Source organism: Nocardia sp. (genome assembly GCF_025465275.1).
Classification (GTDB): Bacteria; Actinomycetota; Actinomycetes; order Mycobacteriales; family Mycobacteriaceae; genus Nocardia.
In genome coordinates this window covers 1-22391 of the sequence record NZ_JAODNK010000024.1, presented here as the reverse complement: position 1 = coordinate 22391, position 22391 = coordinate 1, and the positions used below count along the sequence as shown (strand labels likewise).

General features: G+C 66.8%; 20 protein-coding genes. 13 read left to right on the top strand and 7 right to left on the bottom strand.

Translation table 11 applies throughout. From position 1 onward, the window contains the following. Positions 1-146 precede the first annotated feature (146 nt). Genes JWN03_RS05500 through JWN03_RS05490 form a run of 3 tightly spaced genes read left to right on the top strand, consistent with a single transcriptional unit; the run spans position 147 to position 3113 of the window. The gene (locus JWN03_RS05500; protein ID WP_297610636.1) at positions 147-1013 is read left to right on the top strand and encodes a carbohydrate ABC transporter permease; all 867 of its coding nucleotides are present in this window, start codon (positions 147-149) and stop codon (positions 1011-1013) included. Next, entirely contained in the window at positions 1003-1836 is an 834-nt protein-coding gene (locus JWN03_RS05495) for a carbohydrate ABC transporter permease (protein WP_297610635.1), read from the top strand. The genes JWN03_RS05500 and JWN03_RS05495 overlap by 11 nt, the downstream gene beginning before the upstream one ends. Beyond that, a complete protein-coding gene (locus JWN03_RS05490) occupies positions 1833-3113 on the top strand; it encodes an extracellular solute-binding protein (RefSeq protein WP_297610633.1) in 1281 nt (426 codons plus the stop codon). Before JWN03_RS05495 ends, JWN03_RS05490 begins: the two co-directional genes overlap by 4 nt. Position 3114: 1 nt before the next feature. Here the strand turns inward: JWN03_RS05490 and JWN03_RS05485 are convergent, their stop codons facing one another. Together JWN03_RS05485 and JWN03_RS05480 are read right to left on the bottom strand one after the other, a co-directional pair. Next, positions 3115-4017: a DNA-3-methyladenine glycosylase family protein gene (locus JWN03_RS05485; RefSeq protein WP_297610669.1), complete on the bottom strand. Its 903-nt coding sequence runs from the start codon at positions 4015-4017 to the stop codon at positions 3115-3117. 135 nt (positions 4018-4152) lie between these two features. Next, positions 4153-7224 (bottom strand): FAD-binding and (Fe-S)-binding domain-containing protein, encoded by a 3072-nt coding sequence (locus JWN03_RS05480; RefSeq protein ID WP_297610631.1) that lies wholly within the window; start codon positions 7222-7224, stop codon positions 4153-4155. Positions 7225-7715: 491 nt separating this feature from the next. Here JWN03_RS05480 and JWN03_RS05475 point away from each other — a divergent pair, with 491 nt between their 5' ends. The 5 genes from JWN03_RS05475 (at position 7716) to JWN03_RS05455 (ending at position 13387) form a co-directional block, all read left to right on the top strand. Further along, positions 7716-9596: an ABC transporter ATP-binding protein gene (locus JWN03_RS05475; protein ID WP_297610628.1), complete on the top strand. Its 1881-nt coding sequence runs from the start codon at positions 7716-7718 to the stop codon at positions 9594-9596. 101 nt (positions 9597-9697) lie between these two features. Beyond that, positions 9698-10681 carry a class I SAM-dependent methyltransferase gene (locus JWN03_RS05470; RefSeq protein ID WP_297610625.1) on the top strand — a complete coding sequence of 328 codons (984 nt, stop codon included), beginning with the start codon at positions 9698-9700 and terminating at the stop codon, positions 10679-10681. Between the two features lie 258 nt (positions 10682-10939). Then, complete coding sequence (locus JWN03_RS05465) at positions 10940-11428, top strand: hypothetical protein (RefSeq protein ID WP_297610622.1); 489 nt, start codon at positions 10940-10942, stop codon at positions 11426-11428. 21 nt (positions 11429-11449) lie between these two features. Further along, the gene (locus tag JWN03_RS05460; protein ID WP_297610619.1) at positions 11450-12535 is read left to right on the top strand and encodes a DNA polymerase IV; all 1086 of its coding nucleotides are present in this window, start codon (positions 11450-11452) and stop codon (positions 12533-12535) included. Between the two features lie 69 nt (positions 12536-12604). Then, entirely contained in the window at positions 12605-13387 is a 783-nt protein-coding gene (locus JWN03_RS05455) for an enoyl-CoA hydratase/isomerase family protein (protein WP_297610617.1), read from the top strand. Positions 13388-13406: 19 nt separating this feature from the next. Here the strand turns inward: JWN03_RS05455 and JWN03_RS05450 are convergent, their stop codons facing one another. Further along, entirely contained in the window at positions 13407-14228 is an 822-nt protein-coding gene (locus tag JWN03_RS05450) for an alpha/beta fold hydrolase (RefSeq protein WP_297610613.1), read from the bottom strand. A 153-nt stretch (positions 14229-14381) separates the two neighbouring features. Here JWN03_RS05450 and JWN03_RS05445 point away from each other — a divergent pair, with 153 nt between their 5' ends. Then, a complete protein-coding gene (locus JWN03_RS05445; RefSeq protein WP_297610611.1) occupies positions 14382-15374 on the top strand; it encodes an acrylyl-CoA reductase family protein in 993 nt (330 codons plus the stop codon). 98 nt (positions 15375-15472) lie between these two features. Here the strand turns inward: JWN03_RS05445 and JWN03_RS05440 are convergent, their stop codons facing one another. From JWN03_RS05440 to lon, 3 genes are all read right to left on the bottom strand, one after another. Beyond that, positions 15473-15730: a Txe/YoeB family addiction module toxin gene (locus JWN03_RS05440; protein WP_297610608.1), complete on the bottom strand. Its 258-nt coding sequence runs from the start codon at positions 15728-15730 to the stop codon at positions 15473-15475. Next, complete coding sequence (locus tag JWN03_RS05435; protein ID WP_297610605.1) at positions 15727-16032, bottom strand: type II toxin-antitoxin system Phd/YefM family antitoxin; 306 nt, start codon at positions 16030-16032, stop codon at positions 15727-15729. Before JWN03_RS05435 ends, JWN03_RS05440 begins: the two co-directional genes overlap by 4 nt. 121 nt (positions 16033-16153) lie before the next feature. Continuing rightward, positions 16154-18562 (bottom strand): endopeptidase La, encoded by a 2409-nt coding sequence (gene lon, locus JWN03_RS05430; protein WP_441342937.1) that lies wholly within the window; start codon positions 18560-18562, stop codon positions 16154-16156. Positions 18563-18794: 232 nt separating this feature from the next. Here lon and JWN03_RS05425 point away from each other — a divergent pair, with 232 nt between their 5' ends. The 3 genes from JWN03_RS05425 (at position 18795) to JWN03_RS05415 (ending at position 21229) form a co-directional block, all read left to right on the top strand. Continuing rightward, on the top strand, positions 18795-19262 hold the full coding sequence (locus JWN03_RS05425; RefSeq protein ID WP_297610600.1) for a MarR family winged helix-turn-helix transcriptional regulator: 468 nt from the start codon (positions 18795-18797) through the stop codon (positions 19260-19262). Positions 19263-19274: 12 nt separating this feature from the next. After that, positions 19275-20666, top strand: a complete 1392-nt coding sequence (locus JWN03_RS05420) for an FAD-dependent oxidoreductase (protein ID WP_297610598.1) — start codon at positions 19275-19277, stop codon at positions 20664-20666. A gap of 98 nt (positions 20667-20764) precedes the next feature. After that, the gene (locus JWN03_RS05415) at positions 20765-21229 is read left to right on the top strand and encodes a hypothetical protein (RefSeq protein WP_297610595.1); all 465 of its coding nucleotides are present in this window, start codon (positions 20765-20767) and stop codon (positions 21227-21229) included. A gap of 30 nt (positions 21230-21259) precedes the next feature. Here the strand turns inward: JWN03_RS05415 and JWN03_RS05410 are convergent, their stop codons facing one another. Continuing rightward, the gene (locus tag JWN03_RS05410) at positions 21260-21754 is read right to left on the bottom strand and encodes a MarR family winged helix-turn-helix transcriptional regulator (protein ID WP_297610592.1); all 495 of its coding nucleotides are present in this window, start codon (positions 21752-21754) and stop codon (positions 21260-21262) included. A 123-nt stretch (positions 21755-21877) separates the two neighbouring features. On the opposite strand from JWN03_RS05410, the gene JWN03_RS05405 reads away from it, so the two are divergent. Further along, a partial coding sequence (locus JWN03_RS05405) for an alpha/beta fold hydrolase (RefSeq protein WP_297610589.1) occupies positions 21878-22391 on the top strand: 514 nt, incomplete at its 3' end.

The window sequence follows — 22391 nt, the reverse complement described above, 5'->3', positions numbered from 1 at the left end:
CGTTACGGGATGACGGAGGTGAGCATGCCGGGATGACGGGGGTGTTCGCTCAGGGCGGTGCGGCGGCCGCGTGCGTCTCGGTTTGATCGGACGATTCGGGCGCGGGTCGCGCGCCGTGTGCGGGTCGACCGGTAGCGTCGCCGATCATGAACCGGACGGTTCGGCGCGTCGCCACCAGCTATGCCCTGCTGCTGCCGAGCCTCATCGGCATCGGCTGTTTTCTGCTGGTCCCGATCGGGGTGGTGCTGTGGCTGAGTCTGCACAGCTGGAATCTGCTGGGGCCCATGGAGTTCACCGGGTCGGCGAACTGGCGGTCGGTGCTGGAGGATCGGCAATTCGGGCATTCGTTGCTGGTCACGCTCGCGCTCACCGCGCTGGTGGTGCCCGCGCAGACCGCGCTCGGATTCGCCGTCGCCGCACTGCTCGCACGGCGCGGACGCGGGTCCGCGGTGCTGCGGGTGATCTACGCGCTGCCGTGGATGTGCGCGCCGGTGGCGGTGGGCGTGGTGTGGCAGTGGGTCTTCGCACCCACCGGCGGCGCGCTGAACGCCGCGCTCGGGCGGCGCGTCGAATGGCTCACCGATACGGCGCTCGCGCTGCCCGCGGTGGCGATGGTGATCGTCTGGATGAATGTCGGATACGTGGCTTTGTTCTTTGTTGCCGGAATACGCGCCATACCAGCGGAAATCCTCGACGCCGGCGCGCTCGACGGCGCCACCGGCTGGCGGCGGGTGCGCTGGCTGATGCTGCCGCTGCTGCGTCCGACCATGTTCTTCGTGCTCGCCACCGGCGTACTGAGTGTCTTCCAGACCTTCGACACCGTGTACGCGCTCACCAGGGGCGGGCCCGACCATCACACGGATGTGGTGGCCATGCGCATGTATTCGGAGGCCTTCGACGCCGCGCGCCCGGGGCGGGCTGCGGTCATGGCGGTGGTGGTGTTCGTGGTCATGTTGGTGATCACTGTGGCGCAGCATCGGTACTTCCGGGATCGGACCAGCTATGAGTACTGAACTCCGCAGGGCGGCAGGGCGTTCCGCCGCGGCTTATGTGGTGCTCGTCGCGGGGGCGCTGCTGACCGTGGCACCGCTGGTGCTCAGCGCGTTCACCGCGGTGAAGACGCCCGTGCAGTTCACGAACGAATCCGCGTTGACGCCACCGCATCCGGTGACGCTGGACAATTTCCGGACGGTGCTCGAGCAGGGGCTCGGACGGGCGCTCGCGGTGACCGCGCTCATGACGGTGTGCGTCACCTTCGGACAGCTCGTCATTTCGATTCTGGCCGCTTACGCGTTCGCACGCACCAGCTTTCCGGGACGGGAAGTGATCTTCTGGGTGTACCTCGGCACCATGATGGTGCCCACCGCCGTCACCCTCATTCCGCTGTATCTCATGTTCGCGAAACTGGGCTGGCTCAATACCTTCTGGGCGCTGGTGCTGCCGTTCGTCTTCGGTTCCCCGTACGCCATATTCCTGCTGCGGCAGTACTTCCGGTCCATACCCGGTGAGCTGATCGATGCGGCGCGGATGGATGGGGCGAATACCCTCGACATCCTGGTGCACGTCGTGGTGCCCATGAGCCGGCCGATTCTGGCCACCCTCACCGTCATCACCATTGTCTCGCAGTGGAACAACTTCATGTGGCCGCTGGTCGCCGCCAGCGGGCCGAAGTGGCAGGTGCTCACCGTGGCCACCGCGAATATGCAGACCCAGTACAACTCGCAGTGGACGATCGTCATGGCCGCCACCACCCTCGCCATCGCGCCACTGGTGGTGCTGTTCTTGATATTCCAGCGGCAGGTGCTGCGCTCCATCGCTTGGACGGGGCTCAAATGAGGGTCAAGGACTCCACCCGGGCGGTGCTCGGGATCGTGCTGGCCGTGCTGCTGCTCATCGCCGCCGCACTGTGGCTGGGGCGCGATGACGACGGGTCCGGGCGCACAGTGGTGCGTCTGCGCATTTGGGATCAGAGTTTCGTCGCCGCGTATCGGGCCTCGCTCGACGAATTCGAGCGGGCGAATCCGGATGTGGAGGTGCGAATCACGCTGGTGCCATGGGCTTCCTATCCACAGAAGCTACGGCTGGATGTGGCGGGCGGGATTGCCGACGATCTGTTTTGGACGGGGCTGTACGAGGACTATGCCGACAGCGGGCGCCTGGTGGATATCGGGGCGGCGCTGGGTGCGGACGCCGCGCGGGCGTGGGATCCGGCCGCTGTTTCGCAGTTCACTCGCAATGGAAAGCTGTGGGCGGTACCGCAATTCGTGGACGGCGGGACGGCGGTGTTCTACAACCGGGATCTGTTGGACGCGGCCGGGGTCGATCGCGCCGAGGTCGCGGGGGCGCGGTGGAGCGCCGACGACGCCGACGATACTTTCCGGCCGCTACTGCGCCGACTGCACGCGGTTTCGCCGTGGCCGTACAACGCCGCCAAGGATTACCAGTCCATCGAACTGCCGTACCTGGGTTCCGCCGGGGGACAGTTGCAACAGGGTGAGCAGTTCGCCTTCGCAAGTCCGCAGGGGGAGACCGCGTTCGGCTATCTGGTGCGGCTGATCGCCGAGGGCTTGTCGCCCTCGGCGGCGGATACGAACAACAGTGGTGACTTCGCCAAAAACGTGTTCTTGCAGGGCAAGATGGCGCTGTTCCAATCGGGCAGCTTCAATCTCGCGACGATCGCGCAGAGTGCCGGATTCCGCTGGGGGCTGGCGCTCATTCCACAGGGACCGATCGGACGACTCAGCACCGATAATTCCGTCGGCGTTGCGGCCAATGCAGCGTCGAAGCATCCGGATGCCGTGCGCCGGGTCCTCGCCTGGCTGGGCAGTCCGGCGGGCAATCGGTATCTCGGCGCCGACGGAGCCACCATCCCGGCCGTCGTCTCCGAAAGGCAGGTGTACCGGGACTATTGGGCTCGGCACGGTGTCGATGTATCGGCCTTCTTCGATGTGCTGCGCAATGGGCAGTTCGCCGCTGGCGGCGGACCGGGTTTCCCGGCCGCGCTCAAAGCCATGGATCCGATTCTCGCCGAAGTGTTCTCGGGCCGGATTCCGGTCGGCACCGGGCTGGCGCGGGCACAGGCCGCAGCGAATGACGCTGTCGCGCAGCAGTAGGTCAGATTCGGCTGTGATCGGTGTACGGGGTGCGCGGACCGAACTTGGGTTTGTGCGCGAAACCGGCGAGGCCCAGTAGCCGGACGGCCCGATAGCGATGCGGGCGCAGGGGTTCCAGGTATTCGATCATGGCGTCATCGTCGATGGCGCGGCCGAGCAGCGTCCAGCCGACCGTGGCGGCGAGGTGGAAATCGCCCACCGACAAGGCATCCGGATCACCGAAGGCGCGCTGGGCGATCTCGGCGGCCGTCCACACGCCGATACCCGGGACCGTGCGCAGTCGCTTTTCGGCGTCGGAGTGACTCAATGCCGCCGCTTCCTCCAGCTTGGGCGCGATACGGGCCGCCAGCACAATGGTTTTCGAACGTTGCGGCTCCACATTCGCGCGGTGGTAGACCCAGGACGGAATGTGCCGCCAGGTCTCGGCGTCCGGCATAACCCGCAAACCGTCGGGGGCCGGGCCGGGCGCCGGAGTTCCGTAGCGCCACACCAGTTTCCGCCAGGACGCGTGCGCGGTGCGGGTATGCACCTTCTGCTCCAGCACCGCCGGTACCACGGCTTCGAACACCAGGCCGGTGCGCAGCATGCGCAAGCCCGGATTGCGGCGGTGCGCCTCGACAACCTTCGGATGCTCGGGAGAGAAGCCGGTGAGGTCCTCGTCCAGGCACAGCATATGGGGGAGTTGCTCGAGGAATTCATCCGCGCCGGGCCCCCATGCTTGGGCGTCGACGGCGCAGCGGTCGCTCTGCCGCAGGCGGTAGGTGACCGGTCCGGTCGGCATGCGGGAGGCGTGCCAGTGCGCGCCGTCCGGGGTCTCGCGGTGACAGGGGTCGCCGAGCCCGCGACGCAGCGGCGACACGGTGGCGGCGAGATCGATGGGACGCTCGGACCGCACCGTGCGCATACGAGCGGTGGCGATCGGCGCGGTGGTCACCGGGACATTCTGCGCTCCGCCCGGTCGGCGCTGACGCGGGCCCATCCCGGCGGTGACCCGGGCCATAGACGCTGCTGAGAGCGCTCGATCCGGTGAGCAACCCTGTTATGCCTGGTCAAGGGGGTCCTGCAGAAACTGGGCAAGGTGACGGGAGGGCTTACCCGCCAGCTGCTCGGCCTGGGTGCGGCAGGAGAAACCGTCGGCGATCAAGATCGAATCGGGAGGTGCGGCCCGCAGCGCGGGGAGCAATCCGTTCTCGGCAACGGCCACCGACACGTCGTAGTGGCCGCGCTGCATTCCGAAGTTTCCGGCGAGCCCGCAGCATCCGGAGATCTCGCGTACCTCAGCACCGGTCCGTTCCAGAATCCGCCGATCCGCCGCAAACCCGGACACCGCATGCTCATGACAGTGCGGCTGCACCAGCACGGCCTGCCCGCTCCGATCCGGCGGCTCCCAGCCCGGCTGTGCCTCGAGGAATTCGGCCAGAGTGCACACCGCCCCCGCGACCGACCGCGCACGCGGATCGTCCGGCAGCAAGCGCGGCAGATCCTCGCGCAGGGCAGCGGTGCACGAGGGCTCCAATCCCACCACCACACCACCCGCACTGACATGCGAGTCCAGCGCATCCACCGTATCCCGCAACCGCTTTCGCGCACCCGCCAGTTGCCCGGTGGTGATCCAGGTCAACCCGCAGCACACCCGCCGCTCCGGAATGCGCACCGAATATCCGAGCGACTCGATCAATCCCACAGCAGCCCAGGCGATCTCCGGATCGAACGCGTCAGTGAAACTATCGATCCACAGCATGACGCCGCCTACGCGCGGCAACACGTCGAGAGCCGGGTCCGAACCAAGGGGCGAAGCCTCGTCAACCCCGACCGGCAGCCCGGTCGCCCCGCCGACCTGGCCCGTCCGCTCGACATGACCCCTAACCGAACTGTCAGATGACATGGAACCCACCTGTCCGATCACAAGCGGGTGCGCATCAACTCCGTCGACACGGACAGCACGGCCTGCGGCCGGACTGTCGGGTGAGAGCGAACCCGCTCGATCGATCGCGGACGGCAGGGCTGAGGTGGCATCGGCGGCGCGGAGCGAAGGCGCAGTCCGGGGTGGGCCCGATTGCGCACGATCGCGCCAGGTGCGGCGAAAGTTGCTGGCCGCCAAGGTTGGTATCGGTCTGCGGGAGTCTATTCCGCCGGCGCGCAGGCCTATTCGGCGTAGAGGGCCGGCGGCTGCGAAGGCGTTCACCACGCGGGGGATTCGGGTTGCGACGGCAAGCCACTGGGGGAGTCGGCCGAGGGAGTAGTGGTCGAGTGGACGGAGGCGGCGCTGATAGCGGCGGTGCAGGGTTTCGGATTTGTAGGTGGCCATGTCCACGCCGGCGGGGCAGTCGGATCCGCAGGCCTTGCAGGAGAGGCAGAGATCGAGGGATTCGGCTACCGCCTCGGAGCGCCAGTCGAGTGCGCCGCGCACAACCTCCTGCAGTACTCGGGCGCGGGCTCGCGTGCTGTCCTTCTCGTCGGCGGTGGCCTGGTACGACGGGCACATGAAACCGCCGGAAGCACTGGTATCGGCGCGGCATTTGCCGACGCCCACACAGCGGTGCACGGCGGTGCCGATATCGCCGTCCGCGAGGAAGGCGAAGCCGCCCGCATCCGGGATCGGGCGCAGACCGGCGAGCCGCAGGTCGGCGTCGAGGGGGCGCGGGTGTACGAGCACACCGGGATTCAGCACATCGGCGGGATCGAAGAGCGCCTTGAAATCGGCGAAGGCCGCCAGCGCTGCGGGGGAGTACATGTACTGCAACAGTTCCGAGCGTGCACGCCCGTCACCGTGCTCACCGGAGAGGGATCCGCCGAAACTCACCACCTGGCGAGCGGCATCCTCCAGGAAAGCCCGGAACCGTTGCGGCGCATCTTTGATCGGCAGATCCAGGCGCACATGGATACAGCCGTCACCCATATGCCCGTAGAGCAGACCGTCTACCCGGTGCTCCTGCATCAACCGCTCGAATTCGCGCAGGTACGCACCCAATCGAGCGGGAGGTACCGCCGCGTCCTCCCATCCCGGCCAGGCCGGATTGCCGTCCGGCGTACGACCCGAAAGCCCCGCACCGTCGGCGCGAATTGCCCACAGTGCCTGCGCTTCTCGCTGGTCCAGCACCACGCGGGTGTCGAGCGCATGCGCGGAATCGCACAGCAGTTCGGCCAGTTCTCGTGCCTGCTCGACGGTATCGCCCGCGATCTCCACGAACAGCCAGCCACCGCCACGCGGCAGGTCGGGCACCCTGCCGGTATGCGCGCGCACCACATTCACCAGTCGCGCGTCCATGCCCTCGACCGCAATGGGCCGGACCGCCATGATTGCCGCGATATCGTCTGCGGCCGTGGGCATATCCGGATAGCCCAGCACCACGAGCACGGTGGCCGCCGGGATCGGCACGAGGTCGACCGTCGCCTCCAGCAGCAGGCCGCACGTGCCTTCGGTCCCGACAAAAGCCTGCGCTACCGACGAACCATGTTCCGGCAGTAGGTGTTCCAGCGCATATCCGGATGCCTGCCGCTCGAAACGCCCCAGTTCAGTGCGGATCAGCGCCAGGTTCGAGCGTGTGAACTCGGCCAGACCCGGCACCGCCGCCAATTCACTAGCGAGCCGCCGCTGCGCACCCGTCCCGTCGAGAATTCGCAGCTCTCGCACGGTATCCGAAGTGCGCCCCCACGCCACCGCCCGCGGCCCGCAGGCATTGTTGCCGATCATCCCACCGAGCGTGCACCGATTCTGCGTGGACGGATCCGGCCCGAACCGCAACCCGTGCGGCGCAACCTCACGCTGCAAATCCCCCAGCACCACCCCCGGCTGCACCCGAGCCCACCGCTGCTCAACATCCACCTCGGCAATCACATTCATATGCCTGCTGAAATCCAGCACCACCCCCGCCCCGATGGCATTCCCCGCCACCGAAGTCCCCGCCCCCCGCGCAGTAACCCCCAGCCCCTCCGCCCGGGCGAACGCCAGCACCTCCGCCACATCCGCCTCGGTCCGCGGAAACACAACCGCCGCAGGCACCACCCGATAGTTCGAAGCATCCGACGAGTACTCGGCCCGCCGCCGCTCCGAGGCATCAACTTCCCCAGCAACCCGCCCGTGCAACCCCCGCACCACCGATTCGCTCACCCCGCCAGCCTAAGAGCCACCCCCTCCCGCACACTGCCTACCGACCGGTAGTCCACCCCAGCCGAACAGCCCTCGTCCCCACCGAACAGCCCTTACAAGCGATGTTCGGTTAGTAGACGCGCTGTTCGGTCGGTAGATCTTGATAGGCGAGCACCCGGGGAGGGATCTTTATGCTCTTCATCTCGAGAACGGGACCACAGCCGGTCGACCCGGCTGGAAGGTGCCCCTCCGCACTCAACCGCTCTGTAAATCGGGTACGCCACCCAACGCCACCACACCTCATTCTTTTTCGCACGGCACTCGACCGCAATGCCTCCGCCGCCCGAAAACCCCCCACGACGGCCACCCATGAGCGAATCCCCACCCCGACCACCGCCCCGATTCCGCTCTGAGCGAATAACCGCCGGTACCGCCTTGTCCTGAACCTTTGTTGAGGTCTTACTGTCGGTGGTCTGGGGTTCGATGAAGTCCAGAGTGGTGAGGAGTGCGGGATGAGTATGGAAGCTGTAGCGCGAGATCAGCTGTATCGCCGAATGAACGCGCACACGGAGCAGCGACCGCTGCGGGCAGGGACAGCAAGGCGGATCCTCGCTTTCGCGCGCCCGCACCACCGGCGGCTGGTGGCCTTCCTGGTGTTCAGCATCGCGTCGGCGCTACTGGCCGTCGCGACGCCGGTGCTGGCCGGCCAGGTCGTGAACGACATAGTCAAGGGGTCGGCCCCCCGGATAGTGATCGTGCTCGCGGCGATCATCGCGCTGGTAGCGGTGCTGGACGCGGGTTTCGGCCTGGTCATCCGGCTGCTGTCGGCGCGGATCGGCGAGGGATTGATCTTCGATCTGCGGACCTCGGTCTTCGATCACGTGCAGAAGATGCCGATCGCGTTCTTCACCCGCACCCGGACCGGCGCACTGGTCAGCCGCCTCAACAATGATGTGATCGGGGCGCAGCGGGCATTCAGCACCACGCTGTCCGGGGTCGTCACGAATGTGGTGACGCTGGCACTGACCCTGGCGGTCATGCTGCGGTTGTCCTGGCAGATCACACTCCTGGCGCTGGTGCTGCTGCCCGTGTTCGTACTGCCCGCGCGCCGGATGGGCGACAAGCTCGCCGGGATCCAGCGCGAGGCCGCCGGGCTGAACGCGTCCATGAGTACGCAGATGACGGAACGGTTCTCGGCACCGGGCGCGACGCTGGTGAAGCTGTTCGGACGCCCGCATCAGGAGTCCGCCGAATTCGGCGAGCGGGCCGGGCGGGTGCGCGATATCGGTGTGCGGACCGCCATGCTGCAGACCTACTTCGTCACCGCACTCACGCTGGTGTCGGCACTGGCCCTGGCGCTGGTGTACGGACTGGGCGGGTACTTCGCACTGAAGGGGACCCTGGAACCCGGTGCGGTGGTGGCACTTTCGCTGCTGCTGGCCCGGCTGTACTCCCCACTGACCGCGCTGGCCAGTGCCCGGTTGGACGTCATGTCGGCACTGGTGAGCTTCGAGCGGGTCTTCGAGGTGCTGGATCTGAAGCCGCTGATCGAGGACGCGCCCGATGCCGTTGCGGTGCCGGACGGGCCGATCGCGGTGGAGCTGGACCGGGTGAACTTCGGCTATCCGTCCGCCGACAAGGTGTCGCTGGCCTCGCTCGAGGATGTGGCGACGCTGGACAGCCGGGGCGGGGACGAGGTGCTGCACGAGGTGTCGCTGCGCGCCGAACCCGGGCAGCTGGTGGCGCTGGTCGGCTCCTCCGGGGCCGGGAAATCCACCATCGCGCAATTGGTTTCGCGGTTGTACGACGTGGATTCCGGCGCGGTGCGGCTGGGCGGCACCGATGTGCGCGAGCTGACCATGCGCTCCATTCAGGACACCGTCGGCCTGGTCACCCAGGACGGGCACCTGTTCCACGACAGCATTCGCACCAATCTGCTGCTCGCCCGTCCCGAAGCCACCGAGGTGGAACTGTGGGATGCCCTGGAGCGCGCCCGGTTACGTGATCTCATCGCCTCGCTGCCCGACGGTTTGGACACCGTGGTCGGCGAACGCGGCTACCGGCTCTCCGGTGGCGAACGCCAGCGCCTCACCATTGCCCGCCTACTGCTCAAGCAGCCGCGCGTGGTGATCCTCGACGAGGCCACCGCCTCACTGGACTCCACCTCCGAGGCCGCGGTGCAGGAAGCCCTCGCCGAGGCGCTGCAGGGCCGCACCGCCCTGGTGATCGCGCACCGGCTCTCGACCATCCGCAATGCCGACCAGATCCTGGTCCTGGAGCACGGCCGCATTGTGGAGCGCGGCACCCACACCGAGCTATTGGCCGCCGGCGGCCGCTACTCCGAGCTCTACCGCACCCAATTCGCGGACGACAGCGAGCCGGCGGCTGCCTGACCCCCGCCGCGGTCGCCCGATCGCTATTGCCGGTTCGGCAAGCTGTTGCCGAACCGGCAAATTAAGTTGGCGTACCGGAAAAACTCGATAGCGTCGTAGGTATGGGAGCACATACGCACGAGCACGCGCATCAGCACGATAAGCCCGCACCTGCGGACGGCACCGCCCCGGCGAACGGGCACTCCCACGGCCACGGTCACTCGCACGGGCACACCCATGACGGCATCGACTGGACCACGCAGATCGCCAATCTGCGCCGGGAGGACGCGATGGCGGCCACGACGCAGGCGGGGATCGCCGAGCGGCTGATCGGATTGCTGCCGGACACCGGCGAACTGCCGACCATCCTGGATATCGGGGCGGGTGCGGGCGGACAGAGCGCGGCCTTCGCCCGGGCCCTCGCGGCTCATGGCGGCGGCCGGCTGGTGATCGCCGACGCGGTGCCGGAACTCATCGACGCGGCCCGCACGGTCGCGGAGGCGGCCCGGGGCGGCGACGATCGGGTGATCATCGAAACAGTCCAGGTGGATGCCGCCGACGATGCGGCGGTCGGGGCGGTCCCGCCCGCCGATCTGGTGTGGGCCTCCCGCATGGTGCACCATCTGCCCGATCAGCAGGCGGGCACCGATCGACTCGCACGCCTCGTCCGCCCCGGCGGCTGGCTGGCCCTGGCCGAGGGCGGCCTCACCACCCGTTGTCTCCCATGGGATCTCGGCATCGGCGCCCCCGGGCTGCAGGACCGCCTGGCCGCCGCCCGCGAGGCGGGCTTCGGCCGGATGCGCTCCGAGATCACCGGGGCCGTCCGCATGCCCTACGGCTGGGGCACCGCCCTCGCCCACGCCGGTCTCTCCGAGGTCGGCTCCTTCAGCATTCTGACCGATCATCCGGCGCCCGCCGGCCTCGAGGTCCGCGCCGGTGCCGTCTCCTGGCTGGAGGCGCTGCGCGGTCATATCGACGAGCAGATCACCGCCGAGGACCGCGCGACCATCGACGCTCTGCTCGATCCCGCCGCCGACAGTTTCATAGCCACTCGCAATGACGTATTCATGCTCGGCGCCACCACCGTTCACCTCGGCCGCCGCTGACCGAATCCACTACCGGCAACCTATCCGCAACGCCGCCAACGATATTCGGCGAATGCGGATGGGTGGCTGCGTTTGCGCAGCCGCTTCGTACGTCTGCAAGTACACCGGTATTCACAGCCGCGCGGTGTCGGGGCGACACCGTGCTGTGACCGTTCCGTTAAGGTCGAGGCGCTCGCAAATGTCCTGCTGTACGGCATAATTCGACTTCCCTGGCACAGCTTTTCAAACACCTTTTTTCAGGCCGGGGGAGGAGTTTCGGTGAGTCGTACGACGGAGCAGCGGCGGGTAACCGCCTTCGGTTTCGATGATATTCAGCGTTTTGCTGAGGTCGCGCGCGCAGGCGCGGAAAAACGGGAGTCCCGCACGCGGGAGGTACCGCCCATGGAGTTACGGGTAACCAGCGAATTCCGCCGGACCGACGAACAGTGGACGGTCCCGGAAATGCTGGTGGCGGAGTGCACCACCGGCAAGGTCGTTGTCGATTTCACGCAGGCGTACTGTTCCCGCCGCGAGATCGATATGCAGGTCAGCGCGGGTTCCGGCTCGATCGTGGTGATCGTTCCGCGGGGCTGGCGGATCGACCTCGAGGCCGTGGAGTTCGGCACCGGGCATGTGGTGAATCGCGTTAATCTGCCGCGCTTTCCGGGCGCTCCGCTGATTCGGATCCAGGGCCACGTGGAGTCGGGCGTGCTCAAGGCCCGATACGCGCATCGTTCTCCCGCGGAGTGGTTGCGGCGCTCTCGCTGAGAATTACGGTATGACGGAGGGGTGACGCGCTGGCTGCTGCACGTCGACCTCGACCAATTCCAGGCCGCGGTCGAATTCCGGCGGCATCCGGAGCTGCGGGGTCAGCCGGTCATTGTGGGTGGGAACGGCAATCCGGAAGAGCCGCGGAAAGTGGTGTCCTGCGCGTCCTACCCGGCGCGAGCACACGGTGTGCGGGCCGGAATGCCACTGCGGGCGGCACTGCGAGTCTGCCCGGACGGCGTCTTTCTCCCGCAAGATCTGGCTACCTATGCGGAGGCGTCCGAGGAAATCATGACGCTGCTGCGCACTTTCCCCGGACGGGTGGAAGTGCTGGGGTTCGACGAAGCTTTTCTTGCGATAGACACAGGTGCGGTGGACACCGATGAGCCGGAACAGTTGGCGGGCGAAATCCGCAGTGCCATCGAAGAACTGGGACTGAGGTGCGCGGTCGGTATCGGGGACAATAAGACTCGGGCCAAACTCGCCACCGGATTCGCCAAGGCGGTCGGAAAATCCGGTGATGCCGCCGCGGAACAGGATGCCGGAACGGGCATCTTCCGGCTCACGGCGGACAATTGGACCGAACTCATGGCGCATCGGCCCACCACCGCACTGTGGGGCGTGGGAGCGCGCATCGCAAAACGTATGAGCGCCTTGGGAATAGCGACCGTCGCCGATCTAGCGGCCGCGGACCGGGAGCTGCTCGCCAAGGAGTTCGGCCCCAATACCGGGCCCTACCTGTGGGTCCTCGGCCACGGCGCGGGCGATACCGAGATAGCCGAGCCACGGGAACCGGTGGGGCACAGTCGATCCGAGACCTTCGCCGCCGATCTCACCGAACGCTCCGAGTTCGACGCCGCCGTCATCCGCCTGGCCACACAGGTCGCCGAGGAGACCTTCGCCGGCGGCCGCACCGCGGGGCGCATCGGCGTCACCGTCCGCACCAGCACCTTCTTCACCCGCACCAAGCAGCGGAAACTCGCACATCCCACCGCCGATGTGGACGAGGTCGTGCAGACCGCGCTGCAGGTGCTGCACGGCTTCGAGCTGGACCGGCCAATCCGGTTGCTCGGCGTGCGCGTGGAATTCGGCCCGCCCTCCGAGTGACCGAGCGTCGGGCGGGAACACCACGTTTGCAATGCTGGGACCAGGCATACGGACGGAAGGCACCCATCGATGAGCAATTTCGAGAACATCAGCTTCGAGCACAACGGCCCGATCGCCCGCATTACGCTGAACCGGCCGAAGGCCGCGAACGGCATCGACCAGGCGCTCGCCGACGAATTGGCGCAGGCCGCCGCGTACTGCTCGGAGGATCCCGCCATCAAGGTGGTGGTACTGACCGGCGCCGGGAAGTTCTTCTCCGCGGGCGGCGATCTGCGGGCCATGGCGGGCAGTGGCGACACCGGTGCGTTCATCGCCAAGCTGGCGGGCACGCTGCACGAGGCCGTGTCCTCCCTGGCGCGGATGGACGCCCTGCTGATCGTCGCGGTGAACGGCACCGCGGCGGGCGCCGGCTTCAGTCTCGCGGTAGCCGGTGATCTGGTGGTCGCGAACGAATCGGCCTCGTTCACCATGGCGTACACCAAGGTCGGGCTGAGCCCGGACGGCGGCGCGTCCTACTACCTGCCGCGCCTGATCGGGGTGCGCCGGACCCAGGACCTCATGCTCACCAACCGCGTGCTCAGCGCCGCCGAGGCGCTCGACTGGGGACTGCTGCACCAGGTGGTGCCGGACGCGGAACTCGCCGACACCGTGGAGCAGCTGGCCCAGCAGTTCGCGCAGGGCCCGAAGGTCTCCAATGCGAATGTGAAGAAGCTGCTGCTGGTTTCGTCGCAGCACACCCTCGAGGAACAGTTGGCCACCGAGGCGAGCTTCATTACGCACGCCGCGGAATCGGCCGACGGAGCGGAGGGGATCGCCGCGTTCCTCGGCAAACGTTCGCCGAAATTCGCCTGAGGGACGCGGCACCCGCCGATTACTCCTTGATGAACTCGAGAATGTCGGAGTTCACCTGCGCCGCATGCGTGATGTAGAGGCCGTGCCCGGCGGTCGGGTACTCCTTCAGCACCGCATGCGGCGCGAGCTTGATCGCCTGGTGGCTGCTGACCTCGATCGGGATCGACTGGTCGGCCAGGCCGTGCAGCAGCAGGAACGGGACGGTGAGTCCGGCGACGTCCGGACGGTGATCGGAGGCCAAGAGCTCGCGCTGCACCTCACGGGTCGCCCACGGGGAGGCCGACAGGCAGCGCTGGACCTCGAGGTCGATGACCGCCGCCGAGACCCTGTTACCCAGGTGGGTAGCGAAGTAGCCCTGGGCACGGGTGGTGAACCACTGCGGGCGATCGGCATCCAGCTCGGCCATCGACGCCTCGAGCAGCTCGGCCGGTACCCCGGCCGGGTTGTCCTCGGTCTGGGTCATGAAGGGAATCGCCGGTGCCAGCAAGGCAAGTCGCGATACGCGGTCCGAGCCGTGCCGGGCCAGGTAACGCACCAGCTCACCGCCGGCGGCGGAGTGCCCGACCAGCGTGACGCCGGTCAGATCCAGGTGCTCGAGGAGCGCGGCGATATCGTCGGCGCGGGTGTCCACGTCGTAGCCGCCGGCGGGGCGGTCCGAACGGCCGTGGCCGCGGCGGTCCAGCAGGATGCAGCGGAAGCCCTGCCGGACGAAGAACGGCACCTGGTACTCCCACATGTCCGTATTGAGCACCCAGCCGGCGGCGAACACGATCGGCGCGCCGGTTCCGTACTCTTCGTAGGCGAGGGTGGTGCCATCGGTGGTGGTTTGGAAGTAGGGCATTTCGACTGCGCTCCTTGGACTTTCACTCACTGCTCGTTGCTTGCTGAAATCAACTCTGCCGCAGCGCGGGAACGAAAGCGATTACGTGCGAGGTAAAGTCGCCGATTCTGGCAGATGATCGCCCTGACCAGCGCCGAAGCCTATGCTCGGACCATGGAGTTCCAGGCGATGGTGGCACACAAGACGGACAGCGGGATCTCACTGCTCCGCGAGACGGTCGGCGACGACTTCCTCGGGCCCGGGGACGTGACGATCAAGGTGCACTTCACGAGTGCCAACTACAAGGACGGACTGGCCATCACCCCCGGTGGCGGCGTGGTCCGCGACTATCCGATCGTCCCGGGCATCGACATCACCGGTGAGGTATTCGCCTCCGGCAGTCCCGAATTCGCGGTCGGTGACCTGGTCATCGCACACGGCTACGAGATCGGCACCGCCCGCAACGGCGGCTTCGCCGAATACGCCCGGGTGCCCGCCGAATGGGTGGTGAAGCTCGACGGCCTCACCCCGCGCGAGGCGGCGACCCTGGGAACCGCCGGATTCACCGCCGCCCTGAGTGTGCAGGCGCTGCTCGACCACGGTCTCACCCCCGACGGCGGTCCGGTGCTGGTCACCGGGGCGACGGGCGGCGTCGGCAGCGTGGCCGTCGACATTCTGAGCGGGCTCGGCTTCGAGGTCATCGCCTCCACCGGCAAGATCGGCGCGACCGAACTGCTCAGCGCGCTCGGCGCCGAGTCGGTTATCGGACGGTTGCCCGCCGAGGGTGAAAAGCTGCGTGCGCTGGGTAAGGCGCAGTGGGCCGCCGCGGTCGACAGTGTCGGCGGCACCTCGCTCGCGCATATTCTCTCGGCCGTCAAATACGGTGGCGCGGTGGCGGTTTCCGGTCTGACCGGTGGCACCGACCTGCCCACCACGGTGATGCCCTTCATCCTGCGCGGCGTCTCACTGCTCGGCATCGACTCCGTGCAATTCCCGATTTCGCCCCGCCGCGAATTGTGGGCCCGGCTCGCCAAAGACCTGAAGCCCCAGCATCTTTCGCTGCTGGAGAACTACGCCCCGATCACCGAGGCCGAATCCGTGCTGCACTCCGTCCTGGAAGGCACCCACTCCGGCCGCACCGTCCTCGGCGTCGCCGGCGAGTTCTAGCCGAGACGCAAACGGACCGTGCGGGATTCGTTTCATGTGAAACACGCAGGATGTGAAACACGCAGCATGTGAAACACGTACGGTCCGTGCCGTCGATCTCACTCGTAGTGGAGGCGACAGCTGACGACTACTACCGCGTCGTCCTCGAGCGCATAGACGAGCCGGTGCTCACTCGTGATTCGCCGCGACCAGTAGCCGGCGAAATTCTGGCGCAACAGCTCCGGCTTCCCTATCCCATCGTTTCCATTGCGCACTATGTCGTCGATCAGTCGATTTACTCGCTTCAACGTGGCTCGATCATTGGCCTGCCACCACAGGTAGTCATCCCAGCCCGTGGAAACGAAGGTGGTCTTCATCCGACGGCCTCACCGCCATCGGGATCGATCAGCTCATGCGGTTCAGCGAGCCCAGCCTTATGCTCGGCGATCCCCTGCGCCAAGTGCCGCGCATTGGCAGGGTTGCTAAGGAGGTAGGCCGTCTCCTTCAGGGACTCATACTCCCGCAATGAGACCACGACTGCGGACTCGCGTCCGGCACGAGTAATTACTACTTCTTCTAGGTCGTCAGTGACCAAGTCGAGGGCGCTGGCTAGGTTAGTGCGGAATTCGCTGACAGACATCGGTCGCATGGCCATTTCCCTCGCATGTTCAGCTGACATACAACAAGCGTACGCGATTACGTACATACCTATTTTACAGACCTTCGCCACCATGCCTGGGAGCACGAGGAAGCCGTGCGCGGGGACTCCACGCACGGCTTTCTCGGTAAGCGGCGACCGGTCAGGCGGTGGCGCTCAGCGACCTGCCGTCGAGGGCCGGTTCGATGACCGGTTCGATGGCGTAGGCCAGGATGTCGGCCACATCGGCGACGGGGCGGACGTCCAGGGCGGCCAGCACTTCGGCGGGGACCTCGTCGAGGTCCGGCTCATTGCGGGCGGGAATGAAGACGGTCTTCAGACCTGCACGCTGAGCTGCGAGAAGCTTCTGCTTCACGCCGCCGATGGGGAGGACCCGGCCGTTCAGGGTGACCTCGCCGGTCATGCCGACGTCCGAACGGACCTGCCGGCCCAGGGCCAGCGACACCAGGGCGGTGACCATGGTGACACCCGCGGAGGGACCGTCCTTCGGGACCGCGCCGGCCGGGAAGTGGATGTGGATATTGCGATCCAGCATCTTCGGCTCGATGCCGATCTCCTCCAGGTGGGAGCGGACGTAGGTCAGGGCGATCTGCGCGGACTCCTTCATGACATCACCCAGCTGACCGGTCAGGGTGAGCGACCGCTCGCCCTCGGCGGCATTGGCCTCGATGTAGAGGACATCACCACCGGAGCCGGTCACGGCCAAACCCGTTGCCACACCGGGGACCGCGGTGCGTTCCACCCCGTCCGGGGTGAAGCGCGGACGGCCCAGGTACTCCTTCAGGTCACCCAGCCCGATGACCAGCGGCGCGGGGCCACCGTCGTAACCGAGCTCGGGACCGTAGCCCAATCCGTCTGCGGGCGCGTCGTTCTCGTGGAGCGACTTCGCGTCGGGCACGAAATCACCTGCGATGACGATGCTTTCGGGAGCATTCAGGTCCGCTGTCTCCGACAGCCTGGTCGCCGCCTTGCGCAGCGCCTTGGCGATCAGCCGCTCCATCTGCCGCACCCCGGCTTCCCGGGTGTAGTTGGCGGCGACTTCACGCAGCGCCTCGTTCGTGATCACGACCTCGTCGCCGGTCAGAGCATTGCGCTCCAGCTGACGCGGGATCAGGAAGTCACGGGCGATGGCCACCTTGTCGTCCTCGGTGTAACCGTCGACGGTGATGATCTCCATGCGGTCCAGCAGCGGGCCGGGAATGGTGTCCATGACATTCGCGGTCGCGATGAACAGCACATCCGACAGGTCCAGATCCAGGTCCAGGTAGTGATCGCGGAAGGTGTGGTTCTGCGCGGGGTCCAGGACCTCGAGCAGCGCCGCCGCCGGATCACCACGGAAATCGGAGCCGACCTTGTCGATCTCGTCCAGCAGGACAACGGGATTCATCGAACCCGCCTCCTTCATGGCCCGGACGATACGACCCGGCAGGGCGCCGACGTAGGTGCGCCGGTGACCGCGGATCTCCGCCTCGTCGCGCACGCCGCCCAGGGCGACCCGAACGAACTTGCGGCCCAGGGCCCTTGCCACGGACTCACCCAGCGAGGTCTTACCCACACCGGGCGGGCCGACCAGCACCAGCACCGCGCCGGAACCGCGACCGCCCACGACCTCCAGGCCGCGTGCGGCCCGGCGGGCGCGCACCGCCAGGTATTCGACCATGCGGTCCTTGACCTCGTCCAGGCCGTGGTGATCGGCGTCCAGCACCGCGCGGGCAGCCGAGACATCGGTGCTGTCAGCGGTTTTCACGCCGAACGGCAGCTCGAGGACGGTGTCCAGCCAGGTACGGATCCAGCCCGATTCGGGGCTCTGGTCGCTGGCGCGTTCCAGGCGATCGACCTCGCGCAGCGCGGCCTCCCGGATATTGTCCGGCAGCTCGGCGGTCTCGACCCGGGTGCGGTAGTCGTCCGCGCCGTCGGGCTCGCCCTCGCCCAGCTCCTTGCGAATAGCGTTGAGCTGCTGGCGAAGCAGGAATTCGCGCTGGCTCTTCTCGACGCCCTCGCGCACTTCCTCGCTGATCTTCTCGCTGACCTCGGTCTCCGCGATGTGCGTCTTGGTCCAGCCGATCAACTTGGTCAAACGGGTTGCGGTATCGAGGGTTTCGAGCAGTTCGCGCTTGTCCTCATTGGTCAGGTAGGTCGCCCAGCCTGCGGCGTCGGCAATGGCCGACGGATCGTTCAGCTGATTGACGGCGTCGATGACCTGCCACGCCTCACGGCGCTGCAGCACGGCCACGACGAGCTTCTTGTATTCGGCGGCCAGCTCTTTGGTGCGGCCGTCGGCCTCGGGGAGCTCGACCGGCTCGGCCTCGACCCAGAGCGCCGCGCCGGGGCCGGTCACGCCGTGCCCGATCTTCGCGCGGCCCTCGGCCTTCAACACCGCGGCGGGCGCGCCGCCGCGCATGCGGCCGACCTGCTCGATGGTGGCGACCACGCCGTAGGCGGCGTAGCCCTCGTCCAGGCGCGGCGCGACCAGCACCTGGTTGACCTTGCCCGCCCGCGCGGCATCGATTGCGGCCTGTGCGGACTCGTCCAGCTCGATCGGCACGATCATGCCGGGCAGCACGATCGGATCGGTCAGGAACAGGACCGGCAGGTTCTGTGGGGTAGTAGTCACGTCTTCGACCTCTTCCAAGATTGAGCGTCTCTTACTCAACTCAGGTTGAGCGTTCCCTTGTCAACCTCACCCCGCTCGGAGTAATTCCGTACGCCTGTTCACCTCCAGCGAACGATCGTTGTATCTTGATTATCAAGGTAAAATTCGTTCTGAACAGGGAGCTACCTGAATGTCCAGCGACATCGAGGCCCGACTGGGGGAGGCCGTGCAGGGATACCAGGCATCGGTCGACGACTACGACCGTGAGCTCGCCCGCCTGATGGGAGTGAACGAGACGGACCTGCGCTGCCTGGAAATCCTGATCGGAGTGCAGGATGCGGCGCCGAGCACGCTCGCCGTCCAGCTCGGCCTGACCAGCGGAAGTGTCACGACCATGCTGGATCGGCTGGAGAAGCTCGACTACCTCAGCCGGCATCCGCACCCCACCGACCGGCGCAAGACCCTGGTCCGGATCACACCGCGCGCGCTCGAACGCGCCCACGGGCTGATGGCACCCTTCCTCGACGACTCCAGCCACATCGTGGCGAAGTACACCCCGGATCAGCTCGAGCTGATCATCGGCTTCCTCGATGCCAGTCGCACCACGCAGAACGAGCACGTCCAGAGGTTGCGGGCATTGCCCAGGCTAAAAGCTTGACACTCAAGTGACTTGAAGTTCAAGATATATCTATCGCCCGCGGTCGAGATTCCCGCGATCGGATTCATGAACTTCACGCTTCAGGAGGTCGTCATGCACGTCATCATCATCGGAGCCGGCACCGGCGGCATGTGCCTGGCACACGGCCTCCGGCAGGCGAACGTTTCCGTCGCGGTCTACGAGCGCTACGGCTCCCGCAAGGATGGCCTGTACGGCTACCGCGTCGGCCTGGACGCCACCGGCGGCCGCGCCCTCGAGCAGTGCCTGCCGCCCGAGCTGTACAAAACCTTCGTCGCCACCTGCGCCCGGGCGCCGCGCTACTTCAATGTGCTGACCGAGAAGATGCGGACCACGGCCAGCATTCCGCTCGGCGACGCCGGCGACGGTGAGCGTTCGGTCTCCCGCTCCACCCTGCGGCAGGTGCTCTTCACCGGCATGGACGAGGTGGTGACCTACGGCAAGGTGTACACGCACTACACCCAGCACTCCAATGGCACAGTCACCGCGCACTTTTCGGACGGGACCAGCGTCGACGGCGATGTGCTCGTCTCGGCCGAGGGCACCCGCTCGGCCATCCGGCAGCAGTACCTGCCGCATGCGGAGATCAAAGACAGCGGCATCACCGCGCTGGCCACCAAAACCGCACTGACACCGGAGATTCGGGAGATGCTCTCGACCGAGTTCGAACAGGGCATCAACCTCATCTTCGGCAAGGGCGGCAAGATGGGCATGCTGCACGTCATGGAGTTCCCCTGGGACGAGAACGGGCGGCCCAAGGACGGCAAGGATGCCGAGCTGCTCGAGGTCTGGGATGGCCTGCAGTACGACAACACTCGCGATTACGTGAATCTCTCGGTGTGGAGCGCGCACGACCACTTCCCCGCGGGCGTTACCGAACTGCGCGGCCGGGAGCTCGTGCAGGCGGTCCTGGACGCTACCGCCGACTGGGACCCCAAGCTGCGCCGCATGATCGAACTCTCCGATCCGGATTCGGCTTTCCCGCTGCGGATTTCGACCTCGGTTCCGATCGAGGCCTGGAAGCCGACCAATATCACGCTGCTCGGCGATGCCATTCACACCATGACCCCGGGTCAGGGTGTCGGCGCGAACACCGCGCTGCGCGATGCCGCACTGCTGTGCACGAAGCTGACCGCCGCGGCACGCGGGGAGCAGGAGTTGATCGACGCGATCGGCGAGTACGAGGCCGAGATCGTGCCCTACGGCTTCGCCCGGGTCGCCGATTCCCTCGACAATAACGGCACCAGTGGCGACGATCCGCTCTACAGCCCGGTCATGGGCCGGTTCGCGCTCTTCGCCGCACGCCGCTACTTCAGCCTGACCGCCAAGATCCCCGGCCTGCGCCGCAAGTTCCTGGCCGATCTGCGGGACTACCGCGACGCGTGATCCTCGGGGCACTGCGGGTGAGGAATATTGTTTCCATGGACATTGTTTCCAAGTACAGTAAATATTGGACGCACTTCCGCCACACCCAGGAGTCAGCCATGACCACCGCACCCACACTCACCGGTCAGGACATCGCAGAGGCCGAAGGGGCGGTCACCGCCCTGCTCGAGGCGACGCTCGCCGCCAGCGGCTTCACCACGACCAGTAATGAATACGCTGTGCTGCGCGCACTGGCGACGCGCGGGCCGGTCGCCGTACCGGCCGAGTTCCACGCCTTTCTGGCCGGGCAGCGGCAGCTCGGCATCGATGCGGCGGGTGCTGCCGCACTGCTCGGCAAGATGGAGGCCAAGGGGTTCGTCGGCGGGTCCGCGGTCGACGGCGCGGGGCCGGTGCAGCTGACCGCCGAGGGGTCCGCCGAGCTGCGGACCCTGATGCAGACGGTCGGACCGCTGACCCGGCCCATCTTCGGCGGGTCCGATCCGGAGGAGCTTGCCACCGCGCATCGGGTGCTGGCTTCGGTCATCGAGCGGGCGAAGCAGCTCCGCGAGGGACAGGCCCTGTGACAGCGTCGTGAAAACGCCTTAGCCGCAATACTATTCGTCGACCTCGGGCGCATCGAGGAGTTCACGCAGCACGGCTGCGAGCTCCGCGGTGCGCCCGCCGTTGTTGCCGCCCAGCGGCGCGGTCAGACGGTCCCGCAGGTTGTGGACGAGTTCTATTGTGCGCTGGGCGGTTTCGACTCCGGAGTCGGTCAGGGCGAGTTCGACCGCGCGCGGGTCGGACGCGCTGGCTGTTCGGGTGACCAGCTCCAGCCGTTCGAGTGCGCGCACCAGCTTGGAGATGTAGACGGCGTCGAGACCGGTGAGGTCGGCGAGCTGCCGTTGACTCGGCCGGGTGCCGTCCCTGGTCAGGCCGTAGAGCGGGGCCAGCACCGAGTACTGGGCCTGGGTCAGGCCGTAGGGCGCGAGGGCGCGGTCCAGCGTGGCGCGCCAGCGGGTGGACAGCCGCCAGACCAGGTAGCCGACGTTCGCGCCCACGTCGTTCTCGAGATCGGCATTCTCGAGATCAGCACCGTCGATACCCGTCACGCCGGACAGTTTATATGGCAACTATGCGGGTGGAATCCGGCGGAAAATTAGGGGGTTGACGAGTTTGGCTACGATGATTAGCTTTATGGCTATCGCAGTTAGCTTTACCGAGGAGAGAATGACATGACCGAGTACATGGATATCGACGGCGGCCGCATCGCATACGACTCGATCGGCGAAGGACCGCTGGTGGTGCTCTCACACGGCATGGGCGACAGCCGCAAGGCCTACCGCTTCCTGGCACCGCAGATCGCGGCCGCCGGCTACCGGGTGATCAATACGGATATGCGCGGACACGGCGAATCCAGCATGGGCTGGGCTTCGGTCACCGGCAAGGAGGCCATCAGCCGCACCGATGTGGCCAATGACCTGCTGGCCGTCATCAAGGGGCTGAACGCCGGGCCCGCCATCGTCGTGGGGCACTCGCTGTCCGGCGGATCCGCCACCATCGCCGCGGCACAGGGGCCCGACCTGGTCCGCGCCATTGTCGAGATCAACCCGTTCACCCTCGAGCAGAAGGTGAACATCGGTGCGCTGCTGACCAATTCGCACCACCGGCGCGGCATGATCCCGCTGATGGGCACCATGATCTTCAAGAGCATCGGCCAGTGGCTGAAGTACCTGAACGTGGCCTACC

Bases quoted from the DNA above. Each gene is read 5' to 3' on its own strand.
- JWN03_RS05500 (WP_297610636.1), top strand. From the start codon at position 147: ATGAACCGGACGGTTCGGCGCGTCGCCACCAGCTATGCCCTGCTGCTG.
- JWN03_RS05495 (WP_297610635.1), top strand. From the start codon at position 1,003: ATGAGTACTGAACTCCGCAGGGCGGCAGGGCGTTCCGCCGCGGCTTAT.
- JWN03_RS05490 (WP_297610633.1), top strand. From the start codon at position 1,833: ATGAGGGTCAAGGACTCCACCCGGGCGGTGCTCGGGATCGTGCTGGCC.
- JWN03_RS05485 (WP_297610669.1), bottom strand. From the start codon at position 4,017: ATGCGCACGGTGCGGTCCGAGCGTCCCATCGATCTCGCCGCCACCGTG.
- JWN03_RS05475 (WP_297610628.1), top strand. From the start codon at position 7,716: ATGAGTATGGAAGCTGTAGCGCGAGATCAGCTGTATCGCCGAATGAAC.
- JWN03_RS05470 (WP_297610625.1), top strand. From the start codon at position 9,698: ATGGGAGCACATACGCACGAGCACGCGCATCAGCACGATAAGCCCGCA.
- JWN03_RS05455 (WP_297610617.1), top strand. From the start codon at position 12,605: ATGAGCAATTTCGAGAACATCAGCTTCGAGCACAACGGCCCGATCGCC.
- JWN03_RS05450 (WP_297610613.1), bottom strand. From the start codon at position 14,228: ATGCCCTACTTCCAAACCACCACCGATGGCACCACCCTCGCCTACGAA.
- JWN03_RS05445 (WP_297610611.1), top strand. From the start codon at position 14,382: ATGGAGTTCCAGGCGATGGTGGCACACAAGACGGACAGCGGGATCTCA.
- JWN03_RS05440 (WP_297610608.1), bottom strand. From the start codon at position 15,730: ATGAAGACCACCTTCGTTTCCACGGGCTGGGATGACTACCTGTGGTGG.
- JWN03_RS05435 (WP_297610605.1), bottom strand. From the start codon at position 16,032: ATGTCAGCTGAACATGCGAGGGAAATGGCCATGCGACCGATGTCTGTC.
- lon (WP_441342937.1), bottom strand. From the start codon at position 18,562: ATGATCGTGCCGATCGAGCTGGACGAGTCCGCACAGGCCGCAATCGAT.
- JWN03_RS05425 (WP_297610600.1), top strand. From the start codon at position 18,795: ATGTCCAGCGACATCGAGGCCCGACTGGGGGAGGCCGTGCAGGGATAC.
- JWN03_RS05415 (WP_297610595.1), top strand. From the start codon at position 20,765: ATGACCACCGCACCCACACTCACCGGTCAGGACATCGCAGAGGCCGAA.